15 protein-coding genes are annotated in these 16,126 nt (G+C 74.1%); 5 read left to right on the forward strand and 10 right to left on the reverse strand.

Annotation, left to right across the window (positions count from 1 at the left end; translation table 11 throughout):
* Nucleotides 1-1,089 (reverse strand): DNA polymerase domain-containing protein, encoded by a 1,089-nt coding sequence (locus MRBLML1_RS09960; RefSeq protein ID WP_364515003.1) that lies wholly within the window; start codon nt 1,087-1,089, stop codon nt 1-3.
* A 71-nt stretch (nt 1,090-1,160) separates the two neighbouring features.
* Between MRBLML1_RS09960 and MRBLML1_RS09965 the strand changes: the two genes are divergently transcribed.
* The gene (locus tag MRBLML1_RS09965) at nt 1,161-1,742 is read left to right on the forward strand and encodes a TetR/AcrR family transcriptional regulator (protein ID WP_364515005.1); all 582 of its coding nucleotides are present in this window, start codon (nt 1,161-1,163) and stop codon (nt 1,740-1,742) included.
* Entirely contained in the window at nt 1,739-3,310 is a 1,572-nt protein-coding gene (locus MRBLML1_RS09970) for an acyl-CoA carboxylase subunit beta (protein ID WP_364515008.1), read from the forward strand. The genes MRBLML1_RS09965 and MRBLML1_RS09970 overlap by 4 nt, the downstream gene beginning before the upstream one ends.
* Before the next feature lie 3 nt (nt 3,311-3,313).
* Here the strand turns inward: MRBLML1_RS09970 and msrB are convergent, their stop codons facing one another.
* The 3 genes from msrB to MRBLML1_RS09985 form a co-directional block, all read right to left on the reverse strand.
* The gene (gene msrB / locus MRBLML1_RS09975) at nt 3,314-3,715 is read right to left on the reverse strand and encodes a peptide-methionine (R)-S-oxide reductase MsrB (RefSeq protein ID WP_364515010.1); all 402 of its coding nucleotides are present in this window, start codon (nt 3,713-3,715) and stop codon (nt 3,314-3,316) included.
* A 90-nt stretch (nt 3,716-3,805) separates the two neighbouring features.
* Nucleotides 3,806-4,216: a rhodanese-like domain-containing protein gene (locus MRBLML1_RS09980; RefSeq protein WP_364515013.1), complete on the reverse strand. Its 411-nt coding sequence runs from the start codon at nt 4,214-4,216 to the stop codon at nt 3,806-3,808.
* A 23-nt stretch (nt 4,217-4,239) separates the two neighbouring features.
* A complete protein-coding gene (locus MRBLML1_RS09985; protein ID WP_364515015.1) occupies nt 4,240-4,689 on the reverse strand; it encodes a cysteine dioxygenase in 450 nt (149 codons plus the stop codon).
* A 197-nt stretch (nt 4,690-4,886) separates the two neighbouring features.
* Between MRBLML1_RS09985 and lysX the strand changes: the two genes are divergently transcribed.
* Nucleotides 4,887-8,162 (forward strand): bifunctional lysylphosphatidylglycerol synthetase/lysine--tRNA ligase LysX, encoded by a 3,276-nt coding sequence (gene lysX, locus MRBLML1_RS09990; protein WP_364515018.1) that lies wholly within the window; start codon nt 4,887-4,889, stop codon nt 8,160-8,162.
* On the forward strand, nt 8,159-8,872 hold the full coding sequence (locus MRBLML1_RS09995; protein WP_364515021.1) for a DUF998 domain-containing protein: 714 nt from the start codon (nt 8,159-8,161) through the stop codon (nt 8,870-8,872). The genes lysX and MRBLML1_RS09995 overlap by 4 nt, the downstream gene beginning before the upstream one ends.
* Here the strand turns inward: MRBLML1_RS09995 and hemQ are convergent.
* Both hemQ and MRBLML1_RS10005 read right to left on the reverse strand, forming a co-directional pair.
* Complete coding sequence (hemQ, locus tag MRBLML1_RS10000) at nt 8,821-9,546, reverse strand: hydrogen peroxide-dependent heme synthase (protein ID WP_364515023.1); 726 nt, start codon at nt 9,544-9,546, stop codon at nt 8,821-8,823. The genes MRBLML1_RS09995 and hemQ overlap by 52 nt on opposite strands.
* Nucleotides 9,543-10,895, reverse strand: coding sequence for a protoporphyrinogen/coproporphyrinogen oxidase (locus tag MRBLML1_RS10005; RefSeq protein ID WP_364515025.1), 1,353 nt, complete (start codon nt 10,893-10,895; stop codon nt 9,543-9,545). The genes hemQ and MRBLML1_RS10005 overlap by 4 nt, the downstream gene beginning before the upstream one ends.
* A 35-nt stretch (nt 10,896-10,930) precedes the next feature.
* Between MRBLML1_RS10005 and MRBLML1_RS10010 the strand changes: the two genes are divergently transcribed.
* Nucleotides 10,931-11,908, forward strand: a complete 978-nt coding sequence (locus tag MRBLML1_RS10010; RefSeq protein WP_364515027.1) for a DUF4349 domain-containing protein — start codon at nt 10,931-10,933, stop codon at nt 11,906-11,908.
* On the opposite strand, the gene MRBLML1_RS10015 is transcribed toward MRBLML1_RS10010, so the two are convergent.
* The 4 genes from MRBLML1_RS10015 to MRBLML1_RS10030 are packed head-to-tail and all read right to left on the reverse strand — an operon-like array spanning nt 11,814 to nt 16,123.
* Nucleotides 11,814-13,187 carry an MFS transporter gene (locus MRBLML1_RS10015; RefSeq protein WP_364515029.1) on the reverse strand — a complete coding sequence of 458 codons (1,374 nt, stop codon included), beginning with the start codon at nt 13,185-13,187 and terminating at the stop codon, nt 11,814-11,816. The genes MRBLML1_RS10010 and MRBLML1_RS10015 overlap by 95 nt on opposite strands.
* Nucleotides 13,187-13,690: an NADPH-dependent FMN reductase gene (locus tag MRBLML1_RS10020; protein ID WP_364515032.1), complete on the reverse strand. Its 504-nt coding sequence runs from the start codon at nt 13,688-13,690 to the stop codon at nt 13,187-13,189. Before MRBLML1_RS10020 ends, MRBLML1_RS10015 begins: the two co-directional genes overlap by 1 nt.
* Nucleotides 13,687-14,856, reverse strand: a complete 1,170-nt coding sequence (locus MRBLML1_RS10025; protein ID WP_364515034.1) for an LLM class flavin-dependent oxidoreductase — start codon at nt 14,854-14,856, stop codon at nt 13,687-13,689. Before MRBLML1_RS10025 ends, MRBLML1_RS10020 begins: the two co-directional genes overlap by 4 nt.
* A gap of 55 nt (nt 14,857-14,911) precedes the next feature.
* Entirely contained in the window at nt 14,912-16,123 is a 1,212-nt protein-coding gene (locus MRBLML1_RS10030; protein ID WP_364515036.1) for an SfnB family sulfur acquisition oxidoreductase, read from the reverse strand.
* Nucleotides 16,124-16,126 lie beyond the last annotated feature (3 nt).

Consider the following 16,126-nt stretch of genomic DNA (forward strand, 5'->3'; position numbering starts at 1 on the left):
CTACTCGATCCGGTTGCCCTGGTCGTCCCAGTGCTCGGCGACCTTCTTGCTGGGCTGCACCCGCGGCGGCTCGCCCGGCATCTTGGGGTAGTCCGGCGGGAAGTTCAGCTCGCCCGCCCCCTCCGCGACCTGGCGGTCCCACAGGTCCAGCAGCGGCTGGAGCGAGAACGGCTCGTCGTCGATGCCCGCCCACGGGTCGCCGTCGGCGACCCGGTCCGGGACGGTGAACAGGTTGAAGTCCCTCGGGTCGCGGACCTCGGCCAGCTCCGCCCAGGTCAGCGGGGTGGAGACGGGAGCACCCGGCTGCGGCCGGAGGGAGTACGCCGAGGCGATGGTCCGGTCGCGGTTGTTCTGGTTGTAGTCGATGAAGATGCGCTCGCCGCGCTCCTCCTTCCACCACGCCGTGGTGACCTGCTCGTCGCGCACCGCCAGCTCGCGGCCGAACGCGATCGCGGCGTGCCGGACGTCGGTGAACTCCCACCGCGGCTCGATCCGCACGTAGACGTGGACCCCGCGGTTGCCCGAGGTCTTCGGGTAGCCCGTCAGGCCGAGCTCCTCCAGCAGCTCACGCGCGACGCCGGCCACCCGGACCGCGTCGGTGAACGTCGTGCCGGGCTGCGGGTCGAAGTCGAGGCGGAGCTCGTCGGGGTGGTCGACGTCGGGGCGTCGTACCGGCCAGGGGTGGAAGGTCAGCGTCCCCATCTGCGCGCACCAGACCGGGACCGCGATCTCGGTCGGGCAGACCTCCTCGGCGGTGCGACCGGAGGGGAAGGTGATGGCGACGGACTCCAGGTACTCGGGAGCGCCCTTCGGGACCCGCTTCTGGTAGAAGCCCTCGGCGTCGTTGTCGCGCGGCCCGGTGGCGAGCCGGAAGCCCTCGCGGACACCCGAGGGCCAGCGCTCCAGCGCGGTGGGCCGCTCGCCGAGGGCCCGCATCAGGCCGGGGCCGACCGCCGCGACGTACTGCGCGACCATGAGCTTGGTGACCTCCGGGGTGCGCTCGGTGGCCTCGTAGATCACCCGGTCGGGGCTGGACACCCGGACCTCGCGCTCACCGGCCTGGACCATCGCCGCGGGGGTCTTGCTCACCCGGTCACCGTAGCCGGTCCCGCACCGCGAGAAACAGTACGGCCGTAACGGAAGTGGGCTACGGTCGCACCGTGCCCACCCAGGACGAACGCAGCGCCGCGAGCCGCCAGGCCCTGGTCGAGGCGACCCTGACCCTGCTCGACGAGGTCGGCTACGGCCGGCTCGCCGTCGCCGAGATCTGCCGGCTCGCGGGCCGCTCGGTCGGCACCCACCTCCACCACTTCGGCACCAAGGCGGCCCTGGTCGCCGCCGCCGTCGACGAGCTCGCCGCCCGCCGGATCGCCGATGCCCGCGCCGACCTGGCGCGTCAGCCGCGCCGCGGCACCGCGGCCGCGCTCGACGTGGTCTGGCAGTTCTACGCCGGCCCGACCTTCGTCGCCGCGCTGGAGCTGTGGGTCGAGGCCCGCACCAACCCCGACCTGCGCGCCCACCTGCTCGTCGTCGAGGAGCGCATCGACCGCGAGGGCGTCGCGCTGGCGGCGACCATCGCGCCCGAGCTGGCCAGCCCCGGAGGCCTCGTCGCCGGCCGGTACGTCGCCGCCACGATGCGTGGGCTCGCCATGCGCCGGCTGCTGTGGCCCGACGCCGACATCGACGCCGAGTGGCGCGCCACCCGCCCGTTCCTGCTCGCCTCTCTCGAAGGAGCCCGATGACCACCGACGCCATCCCCAGCACCGAGGACGCCCTCGTCGAGCACGTCCGCGCCGCCAAGGCGGCGCTGCTCGACGACGCCCGCGCGGAGAAGGTCGCCAAGCAGCACGCCCGCGGCAAGCTCACCGCGCGCGAGCGGATCGCGATCCTCACCACCGAGTTCTTCGAGATCGGCGGCCTCGCCGGCCCCGGGCCCTCCAACAACGGCGCCGCTACGCTGGTGGCGCCGGCGGACGGCGTCGTCACCGGCATCGGGTACGTCGACGGGCGGCCGGTCGCGCTGGCGGCGTACGACTTCACGGTGCTGGGCGGCAGCAACGGCGCCGTCGGGATGGCCAAGGTCGAGCGGCTCGCCGAGCGCGCGCTGCACGACCGCATCCCGCTGGTGATGCTGATGGACGGCGGCGGGCACCGCATGCAGGAGGCGCTGGACTCGCGGCTGGCCGCGCCCGGCTCCGGCTTCCTGCTCAAGCTCGGCGACCTGTCCGGCTACGTGCCGCTGGTCGCGGCCATGCTGGGCCCGGGCTTCGGCGCGCCCGCGAACATCGCGTCCTGCTGCGACTTCGTCACCATCGTCCGCGGGCAGGCCACGATGGGCCTGTCCTCGGACTTCCTGGTCAAGAACGGCACCGGCGAGGACTCCACCAACGAGGAGCTCGGCGGCGCCGACGCGTGCGCCCGGCGCGGGGTCGTCGACCTCGCCGTCGACGACGAGCACGAGGCGCTCGACGCGGTCCGGCTCTACCTGTCCTACCTCCCCTCCTGGCAGGACGGCGCGCAGAACCTCGGCGAACGCACCGCCCTCCCCGGGTCCGACGCGGTGCGGATCGACCACCTGGTGCCCGCGAACATGCGGGTGGCCTACGACGTGCGCGAGGTGATCGAGGCGCTCTGCGACGACGAGTCGGTCTTCGAGGTGAAGGCCGCGTGGGCGCCGAACGTGGTGTGCACCTTCGCCCGCCTCGGCGGCCGTCCGGTCGGCATCGTCGCCAACCAGCCGCAGCACCTCGGCGGTGCCCTCGACGGCCCGGCCTGCGAGAAGGCCGGGGTCTTCATCGCGACCTGCGACGCCTTCGGGCTGCCCCTGGTCGTGCTCATCGACCTGCCCGGCTTCCTCGTCGGGGTCGCGGCCGAGGAGAGCCGGTTGGTGCGCCGCAGCGCCCGGATCGGCTACGAGCTCGGCAACGCGAGCGTGCCGCGCGCGGTGGTCGTGACGCGCAAGGCCTACGGGGCGGCGTACGTCGTGATGGGCGGCGGGCGCAGCATCGACGCCGACCTGTCGCTGGCCTGGCCGACCGCCGAGATCTGCGCGATCCCGGTGGAGAGCGCGGTCGACATCGCGTTCCGGGCGGAGTACGAGGACGCCGAGGACCCCGCCGCCAAGCGGGCCGAGCTGATCGAGCTGTTCCGCGCCAACATCGACCCGGTGCTGGCCGCCGACGGCTTCGGCGTCGACGACGTCGTGCTGCCGTCCGAGACCCGGCGGCTGCTGGTCGAGTGCTTCGGCCGGACCCAGCCACGGCGGGCGCCGCGAGTGCCGGGCAAGCGGCGCTCGATCACGCCCGCCTGAGGCTCAGGCCTGCTTGGGCTCCAGCGTCAGGCTGACCGAGTTGATGCAGTAGCGGTCACCGGTCGGCGTGCCGTAGCCGTCGGGGAACACGTGGCCCAGGTGCGAGCCGCAGCTGGCGCAGCGCACCTCGGTCCGCTTCATCCCGTGCGAGTCGTCCTCGAGGTACTCGATGGTGTCCGAGATCGGCTGGTAGAAGCTGGGCCACCCGCAGCCGGAGTGGAACTTGGTGTCGGACTCGAAGAGCTTGGCCTGACAAGCCTTGCAGCGGTAGACGCCGGTGGTCTCGGTGTCGGTGTACTCCCCGGTGAAGGCCCGCTCGGTGCCGGCCTGGCGGAGCACCTGGTACTCCTCGGGAGTGAGCTCGGCGCGCCACTCCTCGTCCGTCTTCTCGACCTCGTATGCCATGTCTCCGAGCCTACTCAGCCACCCACATCGCAGTGACACGAACGACAGCCGCGAACCCCCGGCGCAGCTGCCGTTCGTGTCACCTCGGGATCAGGCGGCGCCGTCGGCGACCGGCAGGCCGGCGGCGCGCCAGGCGGCGAACCCGCCCACCACGTCGGTGGCGCGGGAGATGCCGATGCTCTGCAGCGCGTCGGCGGCCAGCGAGGAGGTGTAGCCCTCCTGGCACAGCACGATCACCCGGCGGTCGTACGACGCCTCCGGGACCCGGGCCTCGCTGCGCGGGTCGAAGCGCCACTCCAGCACGTTGCGCTCGATGACGAGCAGCGGCAACCAGGGGGCGACCTCGCCCTCGGCGGCGCGCTGGGCGGCGGGCCGGATGTCGACGACCACCGCGTCCTCGCCGACCAGCTCCTGGAAGGCGGCGCGGGCCGAGATCCGCTCGAGGCGGGAGCGGGCGTCGTCGAGGAGGGCGTCCACGCCGTCGTACCGGGGGCGGGCCATGGGGACGACAGTAGCGAGCGCGCTCACCACTCCTCCCCCGCACGCTCGACACCGAGCGCCTCGAGGCGGTCGCCGCGGAAGCGGAACCGGGTCATGGTGGACAGCCGCGGCGAGTAGGCGTGCAGGGAGAGCGCCGGCTCGTCGGTGGGGTTGCGGACGTCGTGGGCGTAGCCCGCGCCGAATGCCTTGCCGTCGCCGACGCCGAGGTCGGTGAGCTTCAGCCCGCCGTCGAAGCGGTGCTCGGTGAGCGTGCCGCGCAGCACCGTGAAGGCGCCGGACGACGAGCCGTGGTCGTGCCAGTCGGTGGCGGCACCGGCGGGCCACGAGATCAGCCAGAGCTCGTAGTCGTCGGTGCGGAGCAGGCGGATCCACGAGCGCTCCTCGGGAGCGGGGTCGAGGAGGTGGAGGAGGTCGGGGTCGGTGGCGTGGTTGCGCACGGCCTCGAGCAGGGGCAGGACGGCGAGCTGGGTCATCGGGATTCCTCGAGATGTCGGTCGGGCTGGATCGGCGGGGCGGGGATCAACAGCAGGGACGACAGAGCTCACCGGAGCGCAGGACGCCGCGGGAGCCGGGAACGGGAGGAGTCACGAGACCCATAGTGCACTAAGTCGATAGAGATTGCAAACGTTCAATCCCGATGTGCCGAGTGTTGCCCGGTTAGGGTTCCCGGGTGTCGAACCCCTCGGGCCCCCCGGTGAGCGGCGGCGTACGGCGCGCGATCGAGGTCCTGGAGCGCCGGGTCCCCTCCGTCGCGGCCACCGTCGTCGGCTGCTGGGCTGCCCTGTGCGCGCTCATCGCCGTGATCCGACCGCTGCGCCACGAGCTGGCGCCGCTGTTCATCGGCATCGGCGAGAACGTGCTGCTGATCCTGCCGAACCTCGCCTACGCCACCTTCCTGGGCCTGCTCGCCGCGGCGCTCAGCGCCCGCAAGCGGGCCGGGTGGCGGATCCTGGTCATCGTCTTGCTGATCAACCTCGCCGACGCGGCCGGCGAGCTGACCACCCGCCCGCGCAGCCAGGCGGCGATCCTCGTCGCCGTCGTCCTGCTGGGGGTCGTGGTGCTCGCCCGCGGCGGGTTCACCACCCGGGTCCGCTCCCGCTCGGTGCTCAAGGCGCTCGCCATCCTGCTCCCCTGCCTGCTGGTGAGCATCGCTATCGGCTTCGGCCTGCTGCAGGTCTTCCACGGCACGCTGCCCGTCAACGAGCGGCTGCTGTGGTCGGTCAACCGCGCCACGGGTGGCGTGATCGGCCCGCGCGCCTTCGACGGGCGCCCCGACGACTGGGTCACCGACCTGATCGGCTTCCTGGGCGCGGTCTCGCTGCTCGGCTCCTTCGCAGTCGTCTTCCAGTCCCAGGCCCTGCGCTCGGCGCTGTCCGCGCCGGAGGAGCGCGCGGTGCGCGCGCTGCTGGAGGAGCACGGCCGCCACGACTCCCTCGGCTACTTCGCCACCCGTCGCGACAAGACCGCCGTGTTCTCCGACAACGGGCGGGCGGTGCTGCTGTTCCGGGTCGAGGCCGGCGTCTGCCTGGCCAGCGGCGACCCGATCGGCGAGCCCGGCTCCTGGGCCGGCGCGATCGCCAACTGGCAGGCGTACGCCGACGAGCACGGCTGGTCCCAGGCGGTGCTCGGTGCCAGCGAGCGCGGCGCGCACACCTACGAGCGCGCCGGGCTCAGCGCGCTCCAGCTCGGCGACGAGGCGATCATCGACGTGGTCGACTTCCACCGCCGCCGGCCCCGGCTGCGCCCGATCCAGCGGGCCGTGCGCCGCACCCAGCGACAGGGCATCACCGTCCGGATCCGCCGGCACGGCCAGATCAGCGCCGCGGACATGGCCCAGGTCCAGCACCTGGCCGAGCAGTGGCGCGGCGACGAGCCCGAGCGCGGCTTCTCCATGGCCCTGGGCCGGCTCGGCGACCCCGCCGACGCCGACTGCCTGCTCGCCGAGGCGATCGGTCCCGACGGCGACGTGCTGGCCCTGCTGTCCTTCGTGCCGTGGGGCCGCTCCGGCATCTCCCTGGACCTGATGCGCCGCGACCCGGCAGCGCCCAACGGCGTGATCGAGCTGATCGTCAGCATGCTGGCCGAGCGCGGCGCGGAGCACCGGATCTCGCGGATCTCGCTCAACTTCGCGGTGCTCCGCTCCGTCTTCGAGGAGGGCGGCCGGATCGGCGCCGGGCCCGTGCTGCGCGGCTGGCGCCGGGTCCTGCTGGTGCTCTCGCGCTGGTGGCAGCTGGAGGCGCTCTACCGCTCGAACGTGAAGTTCGAGCCGATCTGGTTCCCCCGCTACCTGTGCTACGACGACGCCCGGATGGTCCCCCGGATCGGGGTCGCCGCCGGCATCGCCGAGGGCTACCTCGACATCCCCGAGTGGATCCGCACCCGCCGCCCGCTGCACCCCGAGCACCTGCCCGAGGAGCGCGCCGAGGAGATCGTGGCCGCGGTGCGCGCACACCAGGAGCAGGCCGCCCGCGGTCGCCGGCGGCCCGAGCAGGTGCGGATCCGGATGGAGCGGATGAGCGCGCTCGCCGAGGCCGGCCATGCGCCGTACCCGGGCGGCGGGGCGACGCCGGTGCGCACCAGCGCCGCGCTCGCCGCGGCCGACGGCGCGCCGGTCACCGTCGCCGGACGACTGGTCGCGATCCGCGACCACGGCGGCGTCGTGTTCGCCGACCTCCGCGACTGGGACGGCACCGTCCAGTGCCTGCTGCAGGACGACGACCTGGGCGCGGACCTCGACGACTTCGTCGCACTGTGCGACCTCGGCGACCTGGTCGAGGTCGCCGGCACCGTCGGCCACAGCCGCACGGGCGAGCGCTCGGTGGTGGCGACCTCGTGGCGGATGCTCGCCAAGTGCCTGCACCCGCTCCCCGGCCGGGTCAACGGCCCGCTCGCGCCCGAGCTGCGGGTGCGCCAGCGCGAGCTCGACCTCGCGATGAGCGACCCTGCGCGCGACCACCTGCGCCGGCGGGCCACCGTGCTGCGCGTGCTGCGCGAGTCGCTGCACCGCCAGGGCTTCCTCGAGGTCGAGACGCCGGTGCTGCACACCGTCCACGGCGGCGCCAACGCGCGGCCCTTCACGACCCACAGCAACGCCTACGACCTCCCGCTCTCGCTGCGGATCGCCCCCGAGCTCTACCTCAAGCGGCTCTGCGTCGGCGGCGTCGAGCGGGTCTACGAGCTGGGCCGGGTCTTCCGCAACGAGGGCGTCGACCGCACCCACAACCCGGAGTTCACCGCGCTGGAGGGGTACGCCGCGTTCGGCGACTACACCACGATGCGGCACCTGTGCCAGGCGCTCGTCGTCGACGCCGCCACCGCCGTCCACGGCGAGCCCACGCTCGTACGACGGGCCGAGGACGGCACCGAGGAGCGGGTCGCGATCGGCGGGGAGTGGACCGTCGTCCCGGTCCACGACGCGGTGGCGGCCGCCGTCGGCGTACCTCTCGCCTGGGACACCCCGCGCGAGGTGCTGCGCGAGATCGCCGACGCCCACGGGATCGCCGGCGCCGAGCTGAGCGCCGACCAGCTGGTCCTGGAGCTCTACGAGGAGCTGGTCGAGCCGGCCACCGTCGCGCCCACCTTCTACGTCGACTTCCCCACCTCGGTCTGCCCGCTCACCCGGGCCCGCGAGGACGTCCCCGCCCTGGCCGAGCGGTGGGACCTGGTCGCCTTCGGGATGGAGCTCGCGACGGCCTACAGCGAGCTGACCGACCCGGTCGAGCAGCGTCGCCGGCTGGAGCAGCAGTCGCTGCTGGCCGCCGGCGGCGACCCGGAGGCGATGGTCGTCGACGAGCAGTTCCTCCAGGCGCTCGAGCTCGGCATGCCGCCCACCGGCGGCTTCGGGATGGGCGTCGACCGGCTGCTCATGCTGCTGTCCGGCGACCCGATCCGCTCCACGATCGCCTTCCCGATGGTCCGCCCCGGCACCTCGGAGTGTGCCGAGTGAGCCGCCACCTGCGCTGGGTCGCGGTGGTCCTGCTCGTCCTCGGCGGGATGGGGTACGCCGATTGGGTGCTCCAGCTCGTGCTGCCGGTGCGCGCCGACCTCGCCACCAGCTTCATCAGCGAGCTCTCGGCCGCCGGGCAGCCCTACGCCGAGGTGTTCCGGGTCTCCGACCTCGTCGCGGCGGTCATGTTCGGCCTGGGAGCGGCCCTGGCGTGGGCCCTCGCGCGCAGCGACGCCCGGGTGTGGGCGCCGCTCGTGCTGCTGGCCGCCTGCGCGGTCTTCGAGACCGCGGCGCCGCTGTCCGCGTCGTACACCTTCGGCGCGGAGCTGCCCGAGCCCGGCACCGGCTCGTGGTGGGCCAAGGTGACCGAGCCGCACGGCGTCGCCAGCTTCGTCGAGACGGTGGCCTTCCTGGTCGCGCTGCTGACCTGCTCCCTGGCGCTGCGCCGCCTCGGGGCCGCGGTGCGGTGGCGCCGGGCGCTGCTCACCGTCGGCGTGGTCGCGGCGCTCTGCGGCGCGCTGGACGCGGTCCTCACCGCCACCCTGCTGCTGCACGGCGACGCGGTCGGGCTCGGCCTGGTGCAGCGGCTGAGCGTGTCGCTGACGGCGCTGTGGCTGGCCGCGGCGCCGACCTGGCTGCTGCTGCTGCGCCGGACCGGTCAGGGCAGCCGGGACACCAGCTCGTCGAGCGACACCCGCCGCCCGGTGTAGAACGGCACCTCCTCGCGCACGTGGCGGCGGGTCTCCGAGCCGCGCAGGTGGCGCATCAGGTCCACGATCCGGGTCAGGTCGTCGGCCTCGAACGCGAGGATCCACTCGTAGTCGCCGAGCGCGAAGCTGGGGACGGTGTTGGCCCGCACGTCGGGGTAGTCGCGGGCCATCTGGCCGTGCTCGGCGAGCAGGCGACGGCGCTCGGCGTCCTCGAGGAGGTACCACTCGTAGGAGCGGATGAACGGGTAGACCGCGACGTAGGAGTGCGCCCGCTCGTCGGCGAGGAACGCCGGCAGGTGGCTGCGGTTGAACTCCGCGGGGCGGTGCAGCGCCATCTGCGACCAGACCGGCGCGAGCCGCGCACCGAAGGCGGTGCGACGCAGCCGGTGGTAGGCGTCCTGCAGCTGGTCGCTCGTCGCGGCGTGCCACCAGATCATCAGGTCCGCGTCGGCGCGGAGCCCGGCGACGTCGTAGACGCCCCGGATCACGACGTCCTGCTCGGCGAGCTCGGCGGCGAGCGTCTCCAGCTCGGCGAGCTCGGCCTTGCGGACCACCTCGTCGGCGCCCAGCGGCTGCGCGAGCTGGAAGACCGACCACATCGTGAAGCGGATGGTGTCGTTGAGCTCGTTGATCTTCGCCGCGTTGGACTTCAGGTGCGCCTGGGGATCGGTCATGCCCCCATTGTGCCGCCGAGCAGGTCGGCGACCGCACGGTGGGCCGAGCCGATGGTGGCCGGGATCCCCACGCCGTCGTACGACGCCCCGCAGACCGCGAGCCCCGGGACCGCCGCGACGGCGGCCCGGACCCGGGCGACCCGGTCGGCGTGGCCGACCCAGTACTGCGGCAGTCCCCCGCCCCAGCGCTGCACGACGGCGTCGACCGGCGGCACCCGCAGGCCGGTCGCCGCGGCGAGGTCGGCCAGCGAGGCCGCCACCAGCTCGGCGTCCGGGACCTGGAGGGTGTCCTCCTCGCCGTAGCGGCCCAGGGACGTGCGCAGCACCAGCAGGCCGTCGCCCGCGACCCGCACGCCGTCCCACTTGGCGAAGGAGAAGGTGGAGGCCTTGATCCGGCGTCGGTCGACCGGCGGGACCAGGAAGCCGGCGGCGCCCACGTCGAGCACCTCCGCGGTCTCGTCGGCACGGAAGGCGAGGGTGACCAGAGCGACCGAGGCGTAGCCGATCTCCGCCAGCTCCCGGGCCGCGTCCGGCGCGACGTCGGCCAGCAAGCGGGCGCTCGGCGCCGCGGGGGTCGCCAGCACCAGGTGGTCGGCGGCCTCGTCGCCCTGCGGGGTGGTGGCCACGAAGCCCGCGCCGGTACGACGCAGCGCGGTCACCGGGGCGTCGTACCGGACCTCGACGCCGGGGCGTGCCGCCAGGTCGTCGGCGAGCGCCGCCACGAGCCGCCACATGCCCCCCTCGGTGGCGGCGAAGACCGGCGGGGCGTCCGCGGGCGGGAGCGGGACGGCGACCTCGGGCTGGGCGAGCAGGCTCGCGAGCTGGGGCACGGCGGAGCGGACCGAGATCCGGCGGGCCTGGCCGGCGTAGACCCCGCCGAGGAGCGGCTCGACGAGGCGGTCGACGACCTCCGCGCCGTACCGGGCGGCGACGAGGTCACCGACGGAGGTGTCGGCGGTGCTGTCGACCGGGCGCTGGTCGCGCGCCCGGGCGAGCCCGTCGGCGGACAGGATGCCGCTGTCCGCGAGCTGGTCGAGGTCGACCGGGGCGCCCATCACGGTGCGCGGCAGCGGACGCAGCGCCTCGCGCGTCCAGACCCGGGAGGTGGCGGCGCTCGGGTGGGTCAGCGGCAGGCCGAGCGCGGTCGCGAGCGCGGCGCCCTCGGGCCGGCGGTGCAGCATCGCCTCGGCCCCGACGTCGACGGTGATCCCGGCGACCTGACCGGCCCGCAGCTTGCCGCCCGCGCGGTCGGTGCCCTCCAGCACGAGCACGTCGGCGCCGGCCTCGGCGAGGTCACGGGCGGCGGTCAGCCCGGCGACCCCCGCGCCCACGACGATTGCTCGACCCACGGCACCAGCCTGCCAGAGGCCGGGAACCGATCCGCGTGCCCCCGCGTCGCACCGGCATGCACCCGACCCGCACCCGCCTCGCCCTCACCCTCGCCGGCGTCGCCGCGCTCGCCGCGCTGACCGGCTGCTCCGGCTCCTCCGGCTCCTCCGAGAGCCGTTCCGCCGCGACGGCCGACCGGGACGCCGCCGCACCCTCCGCCGCCGACTCCCCGGCCCTGGAGTCCCTCTCCGACACCGGCGCCCGCTCCGAGGTGGCCGACTCCGCGGGCGGGTCGAGCGCCAAGGACGGCGCACCCGAGCCGGAGGTGGGTGGCCCGGCGATCATCGCGACCGGCGCGGTGGCGCTGGAGGCCGAGGACGTCGCGCGGGCGCGGCTGGAGGTGCGCAAGATCGTGGACCTGCAGCAGGGCATGGTCACCCAGCAGGAGACCAGCACCGGCGACGACGGCGAGGTGAGCGCGGCCCGGCTCGTCGTACGGGTGCCGAGCGGGCGCTTCCAGGCCGCCAAGGACGCGCTGGAGGGGGTCGGCACGCTGACCGACTCCAGCTCCTCCGAGGAGGACGTCTCGGCGCAGGTGGTCGACGTCGCGGCCCGGGTGCGGGCGCAGCAGCGCAGCGTGGCGCGGATCGAGGCGCTGCTGGACCGTGCGCAGAACCTGGCCGAGGTGGTCTCGATCGAGCGTCAGCTCGCGGACCGGCAGGCGAACCTCGACGCCCTGGTCGCCCGTCAGCGCAACCTCGCCGACCAGACCAGCCTGTCGACGATCACCGTGTCGATCGCGCAGCCCGACGACGAGGGCGAGAAGAAGGACGAGGAGACCGCGGGCGGCTTCCTCGGCGGTCTCCACGACGGCTGGGACGCCTTCGTGGGCGGGGTCGTGGTGCTGCTGACCGTGCTCGGGTTCGCCCTGCCGTGGCTCATCCTCGTTGCGGCGCTGGGCTTCCCGCTGTGGCTGCTGCTGCGGCGGCGTGCCGCCCGGCGGCCGGCCGGCCCTCCGCTGGCGACTCCGTGAGGTCGCGCCCGCGGGTCTCCGGCAGCAGCGCCATGCAGACCAGGCTGAGCACCGCCACCGCCACGTTGTACGACGCCACGAGCCACAGCGAGTCGTCGCCCAGCTCCACCAGCCAGGCGGCGACGAGCGGGGTCAGCCCGGACGCGACGATGCCGGAGAGCTGGTAGAGCGCACTGAGCGCCGAGTAGCGGTAACGGGTGTCGAACAACTCGCTCCAGAACGCCGCGAGCGGCCCGTAGACCGTGCCGTAGACCAGCCCGAGCCCGCCGACGAAGGCCGCGCTCACCGCGACCCCGCCGCCGGACTGCACCGCCGCGGCGACCGGGAAGGCGATCGCCAGGCCGGTGAGCGCGCCCGCCCGGTAGACCGGCCGCCGGCCGAACCGGTCGCTCAGCGCACCGGCCACCAGCGTCAGCACCACGCCGAGCACGGCACCGGCCATGATCGCGTTCAGCACGAGCGACTTCGCGACACCGACGGTGTTGACGGCGTAGGCGAGCAGGAAGACGGAGTAGAGGTTGAACGTGAAGCCCTCGACGAAGCGGGTGCCCATGCCGAGCAGCAGCGTCCGCGGCTGGCGCTGGAACAGCTCGCGCACCGGCACCGCGCTGACCTCCTTGCGCTGCTGCACCTCGCGGAAGGCCGGCGTCTCCATCACCGAGAGCCGGATCCACGCGCCGATCGCGAGCAGCACGATGCTCAGCAGGAAGCAGGCCCGCCAGCCCCAGGCCAGGAACTCCTCGTCCGGCAGCCGGCTGGCGATCGCGAAGGCGCCGGAGGCGAGGAAGAGCCCGCCGGGGACACCGATGTGGGCGAAGGAGCCGAAGAAGCCGCGCCGCTCGGGCGGGGCGAACTCCACCGCGAGGAGCACCGCGCCGCCGTACTCACCGCCGACGCCGATGCCCTGCAGCACCCGCAGCACGACGAGCAGGATCGGCGCGGCCACGCCGATCGAGTCGTACGACGGCAGCAGGCCGATCAGCGCCGTGCCTGCCCCCATGATGACGAGGGTCCAGATCAGCATCGCCTTGCGGCCGACCCGGTCGCCGAAGTGACCGAAGACCAGCCCGCCGACCGGCCGGGCCAGGAAGCCGACCGCGAAGGTGCCGAAGGCGGCGAAGGTCGCGGCCGAGCCGCTGAGGCCGTTGAAGTAGAGCTTGTCGAAGACCAGCCCGGCCGCGGTGCCGTAGAGGAAGAAGTCGTACCACTCGATGGTCGCGCCGACCGCCGCCGCGACCGCGACGCGACGGGGGCTGGGTCCGGCCGCCGCGGCGGCCATCAGGCGGCGGGCCGCAGCAGCTTCTGGACGACCGGCCGGCTGCGCTCCAGCCAGGCGTCGTACGCCGCCGGGTCGTCGTGCTGCTTGTCGAGGACGTAGAGCGGGGACCCCGGCACCACGCCGCCGAGGTGGCTGAGCAGCGGCACCAGGCCCTGCTCGGGCGCCAGCGCGTGGCCCGGCCCGCCGCCGAGCATCAGCGGGACCGCGACGCCGGAGAGCTGGCCGGCCGCGAAGCGGTCGAGGAAGAGCTTCAGCAGCCCGGTGTAGGTCGCCTTGTAGGTCGGCGACGCGACCACCACCAGGTCGGCCCGGCCGACCTCGGTGACCAGGTCGTCGATGGTCGGGTCGGACCAGTCGACCAGCCCGGTGCCGAGCGTGGCGATGTCGACGACGAGGTCCGGGTCGCGGTCGACGAGCGCGCGGTGCAGGTGCAGCGCGGCGGCCAGCGTGCGGCTCGCGGGCTTCGGGTTGCCGACGACGACGGCGGTGCGGAGCCCGCTCATCGCGCGCCCTTCCCGACGGTCGCGAACGGGACCGAGGAGGAGTGGTGCCGCTGCGGGCGCTGGTCCTTCCACAGCCCGCGCTCGGCGAGGATCGGCAGCACGCCCTCGCCGAACCAGTAGGCGCCCTCCAGGTGCGGGTACGCCGACAGCACGAACTCGTCGAGGCCGAGCTCGGCGTACTCCTGGATCCGGTCAGCCACCTCCTCGTGGCTACCGACGAGCGCGGTGCCCGCTCCGCCGCGGACCAGGCCGACACCGGCCCAGACGTTGGGGTAGATCTCGAGGTCGTCGGTGCGCCCGCTGTGCAGGTCGAGCATCCGGCGCTGGCCCTCGGACTCGCTGCGGCGCAGGCCGTCCTGGACCTGCTTGATCGTCTCCGGGTCGATGCCCTGGAGCAGGCGGTCGGCCTCGGCCCACGCCTCCTCGGAGGTGTCCCGGGTGATCACGTGCATGCGGATGCCGAACCGGATCGGCCGGTGGTCGGGGCCGCGGCCCTCGGCGGCGGCGAGCTCGCGGATCCAGGCGATCTTCTCGGCGACGGCCTGCGGCGGCTCGCCCCAGGTGAGGTAGACGTCGGCGTGCTCGGCCGCGACCTTGCCCGCCGCCGGCGAGGAGCCGCCGAAGTAGATGTCCGGCACCGGGTCGGGCAGCTGGCCGAGCTTCGCCGACTCCACCGAGAGGTGCTTGCCGGTGAAGTCGACGGTCTCGCCGGTCCACAGGCGACGCACGATCTCCAGGAACTCCCCGCAGCGCTCGTAGCGCTCCTGCTTGTCGAGGAAGTCGCCGAACATCCGCTGCTCGTGGCTCTCGCCGCCGGTGACGACGTTGAGCAGCAGCCGGCCGTGGGTGAGGTTCTGGAAGGTGCCGGCCATCTGCGCCGCGAGGTACGGCGCCACGATCCCCGGCCGGAAGGCGACCAGGAACTTCAGCCGGTCGCTGGTCTGGCTGAGCATCGCGGTGCTCAGCCAGGCGTCCTCGCACCAGGCGCCGGTCGGCGTCAGCGCGGCCTCGAAGCCGTTGTCCTCGGCCGCCCGCGCCACCTGGGTGAGGTAGGCGACGTCGGCCGGCCGGCCGGCGGTGCCGGTGTTGACGCCGTGGCCGCCGCCGACGACGTGGCGGCCGTCGCCGCCGTTGGTGGGCAGGAACCAGTGGAACTTCAGGGACATCGGAACCTTCTCGTTGGTTGAGGTGCGAGGAGCGCCGGCGACGAGCCTCGAATCCTCAGATCTGGCCGTGGTTGGGGGGCGGGGTGCCGTCGATGGCGAAGCGACCGAGGTGGTGCACCTTCCAGGCGGCGGGGTCGTGCAGGGTGTGCGTGCGCGCGTTGCGCCAGTGCCGGTCGAGGTCGAGGCCGCGCAGCGCGGAGCGGGTGCCGGAGACCTCGAAGAGCCGGCTGGACGACTCCAGCGAGGCGGCGGTGGTGGCGGCGCGAGCGGCCGCGACAGCCAGGCTCGCCTCGGCCGCGGTGGCGGCGGTCAGGCCGCCCCGGGCCCGGTCGACGGCCCGGCCCGCCTCGGCGAGCAGCGCCTCGGCGGCGCGGACCTGCAGCTCCACCTCGCCGAAGGCCTGCACGACGAGCGGGTCGCCGGCGGCACCACCGGTGTCGTAGAGCGCGAGCGCGTCCGGGTAGGGCCGGCTCCTGGTGGTGACGAAGGCCGCGGCCTCACGCACCGCCGCCCGGGCGATGCCGGCGTCGATCGCCGCATGGAGCAGCTGCGCGAAGGCGCCGTAGACCTGGGGCCGCTCGAAGGTGAGGTGGTACGGCGTGACGCGGTCCCCCGCGACCCGGACCCCGTCGAGGCGGACCGTGCCGCTGGCCGTCGTGCGCTGGCCGAGGCCGTCCCAGTCGTCGATGACCGTGACGCCGGGCGCCTCGCGCTCGACCCAGGCGACGGCGAGCGGACCGCCCTCGCCCTGGTGCGCCAGCACCGGGATCCAGTGCGCGAGGTAGGCACCCGTCGCGTAGCCCTTCTCGCCGTCCAGCACCCAGCCGCCGGGGCGGTCGGGGTCGGCTCGCAGCGTGGTGGCGTGGTCGCGCACGTGGGCGCTCTTGACCTCCGACTGCGCGTTGCCGAACCTCTTGCCGGCGAGCACCTCGCCGAGCAGGAAGGACTTCTGCTCCTCGGTGCCCTGCTCGACGAGCGCGTTGACGTAGACGTAGTGGCTGTGCGGGATCTGCGCGATGTTCGGGTCGCCGGTCGCGACCAGGCGCACCACCTCGGTCAGCACCTCGGCGCCCAGCCCGGGTCCGCCGTACGCGACCGGGACGGTGATCGCCAGCAGGCCGGACGCCGAGAGCGCCTCGACCTCCGCGACCGGGAGCCGGCGCTCGCGGTCACGGAGCACCGACTCCTCCGCGAATCGCTCCGCCAGCTCCGCGGCGGCCGCGACGGCCGAGTCCGCGGTGTGGCGGGGTGGGGCGGCGACGGTCATCAG

This window comes from Nocardioides sp. LML1-1-1.1, from assembly GCF_040676175.1.
Taxonomy (GTDB): domain Bacteria; phylum Actinomycetota; class Actinomycetes; order Propionibacteriales; family Nocardioidaceae; genus Nocardioides.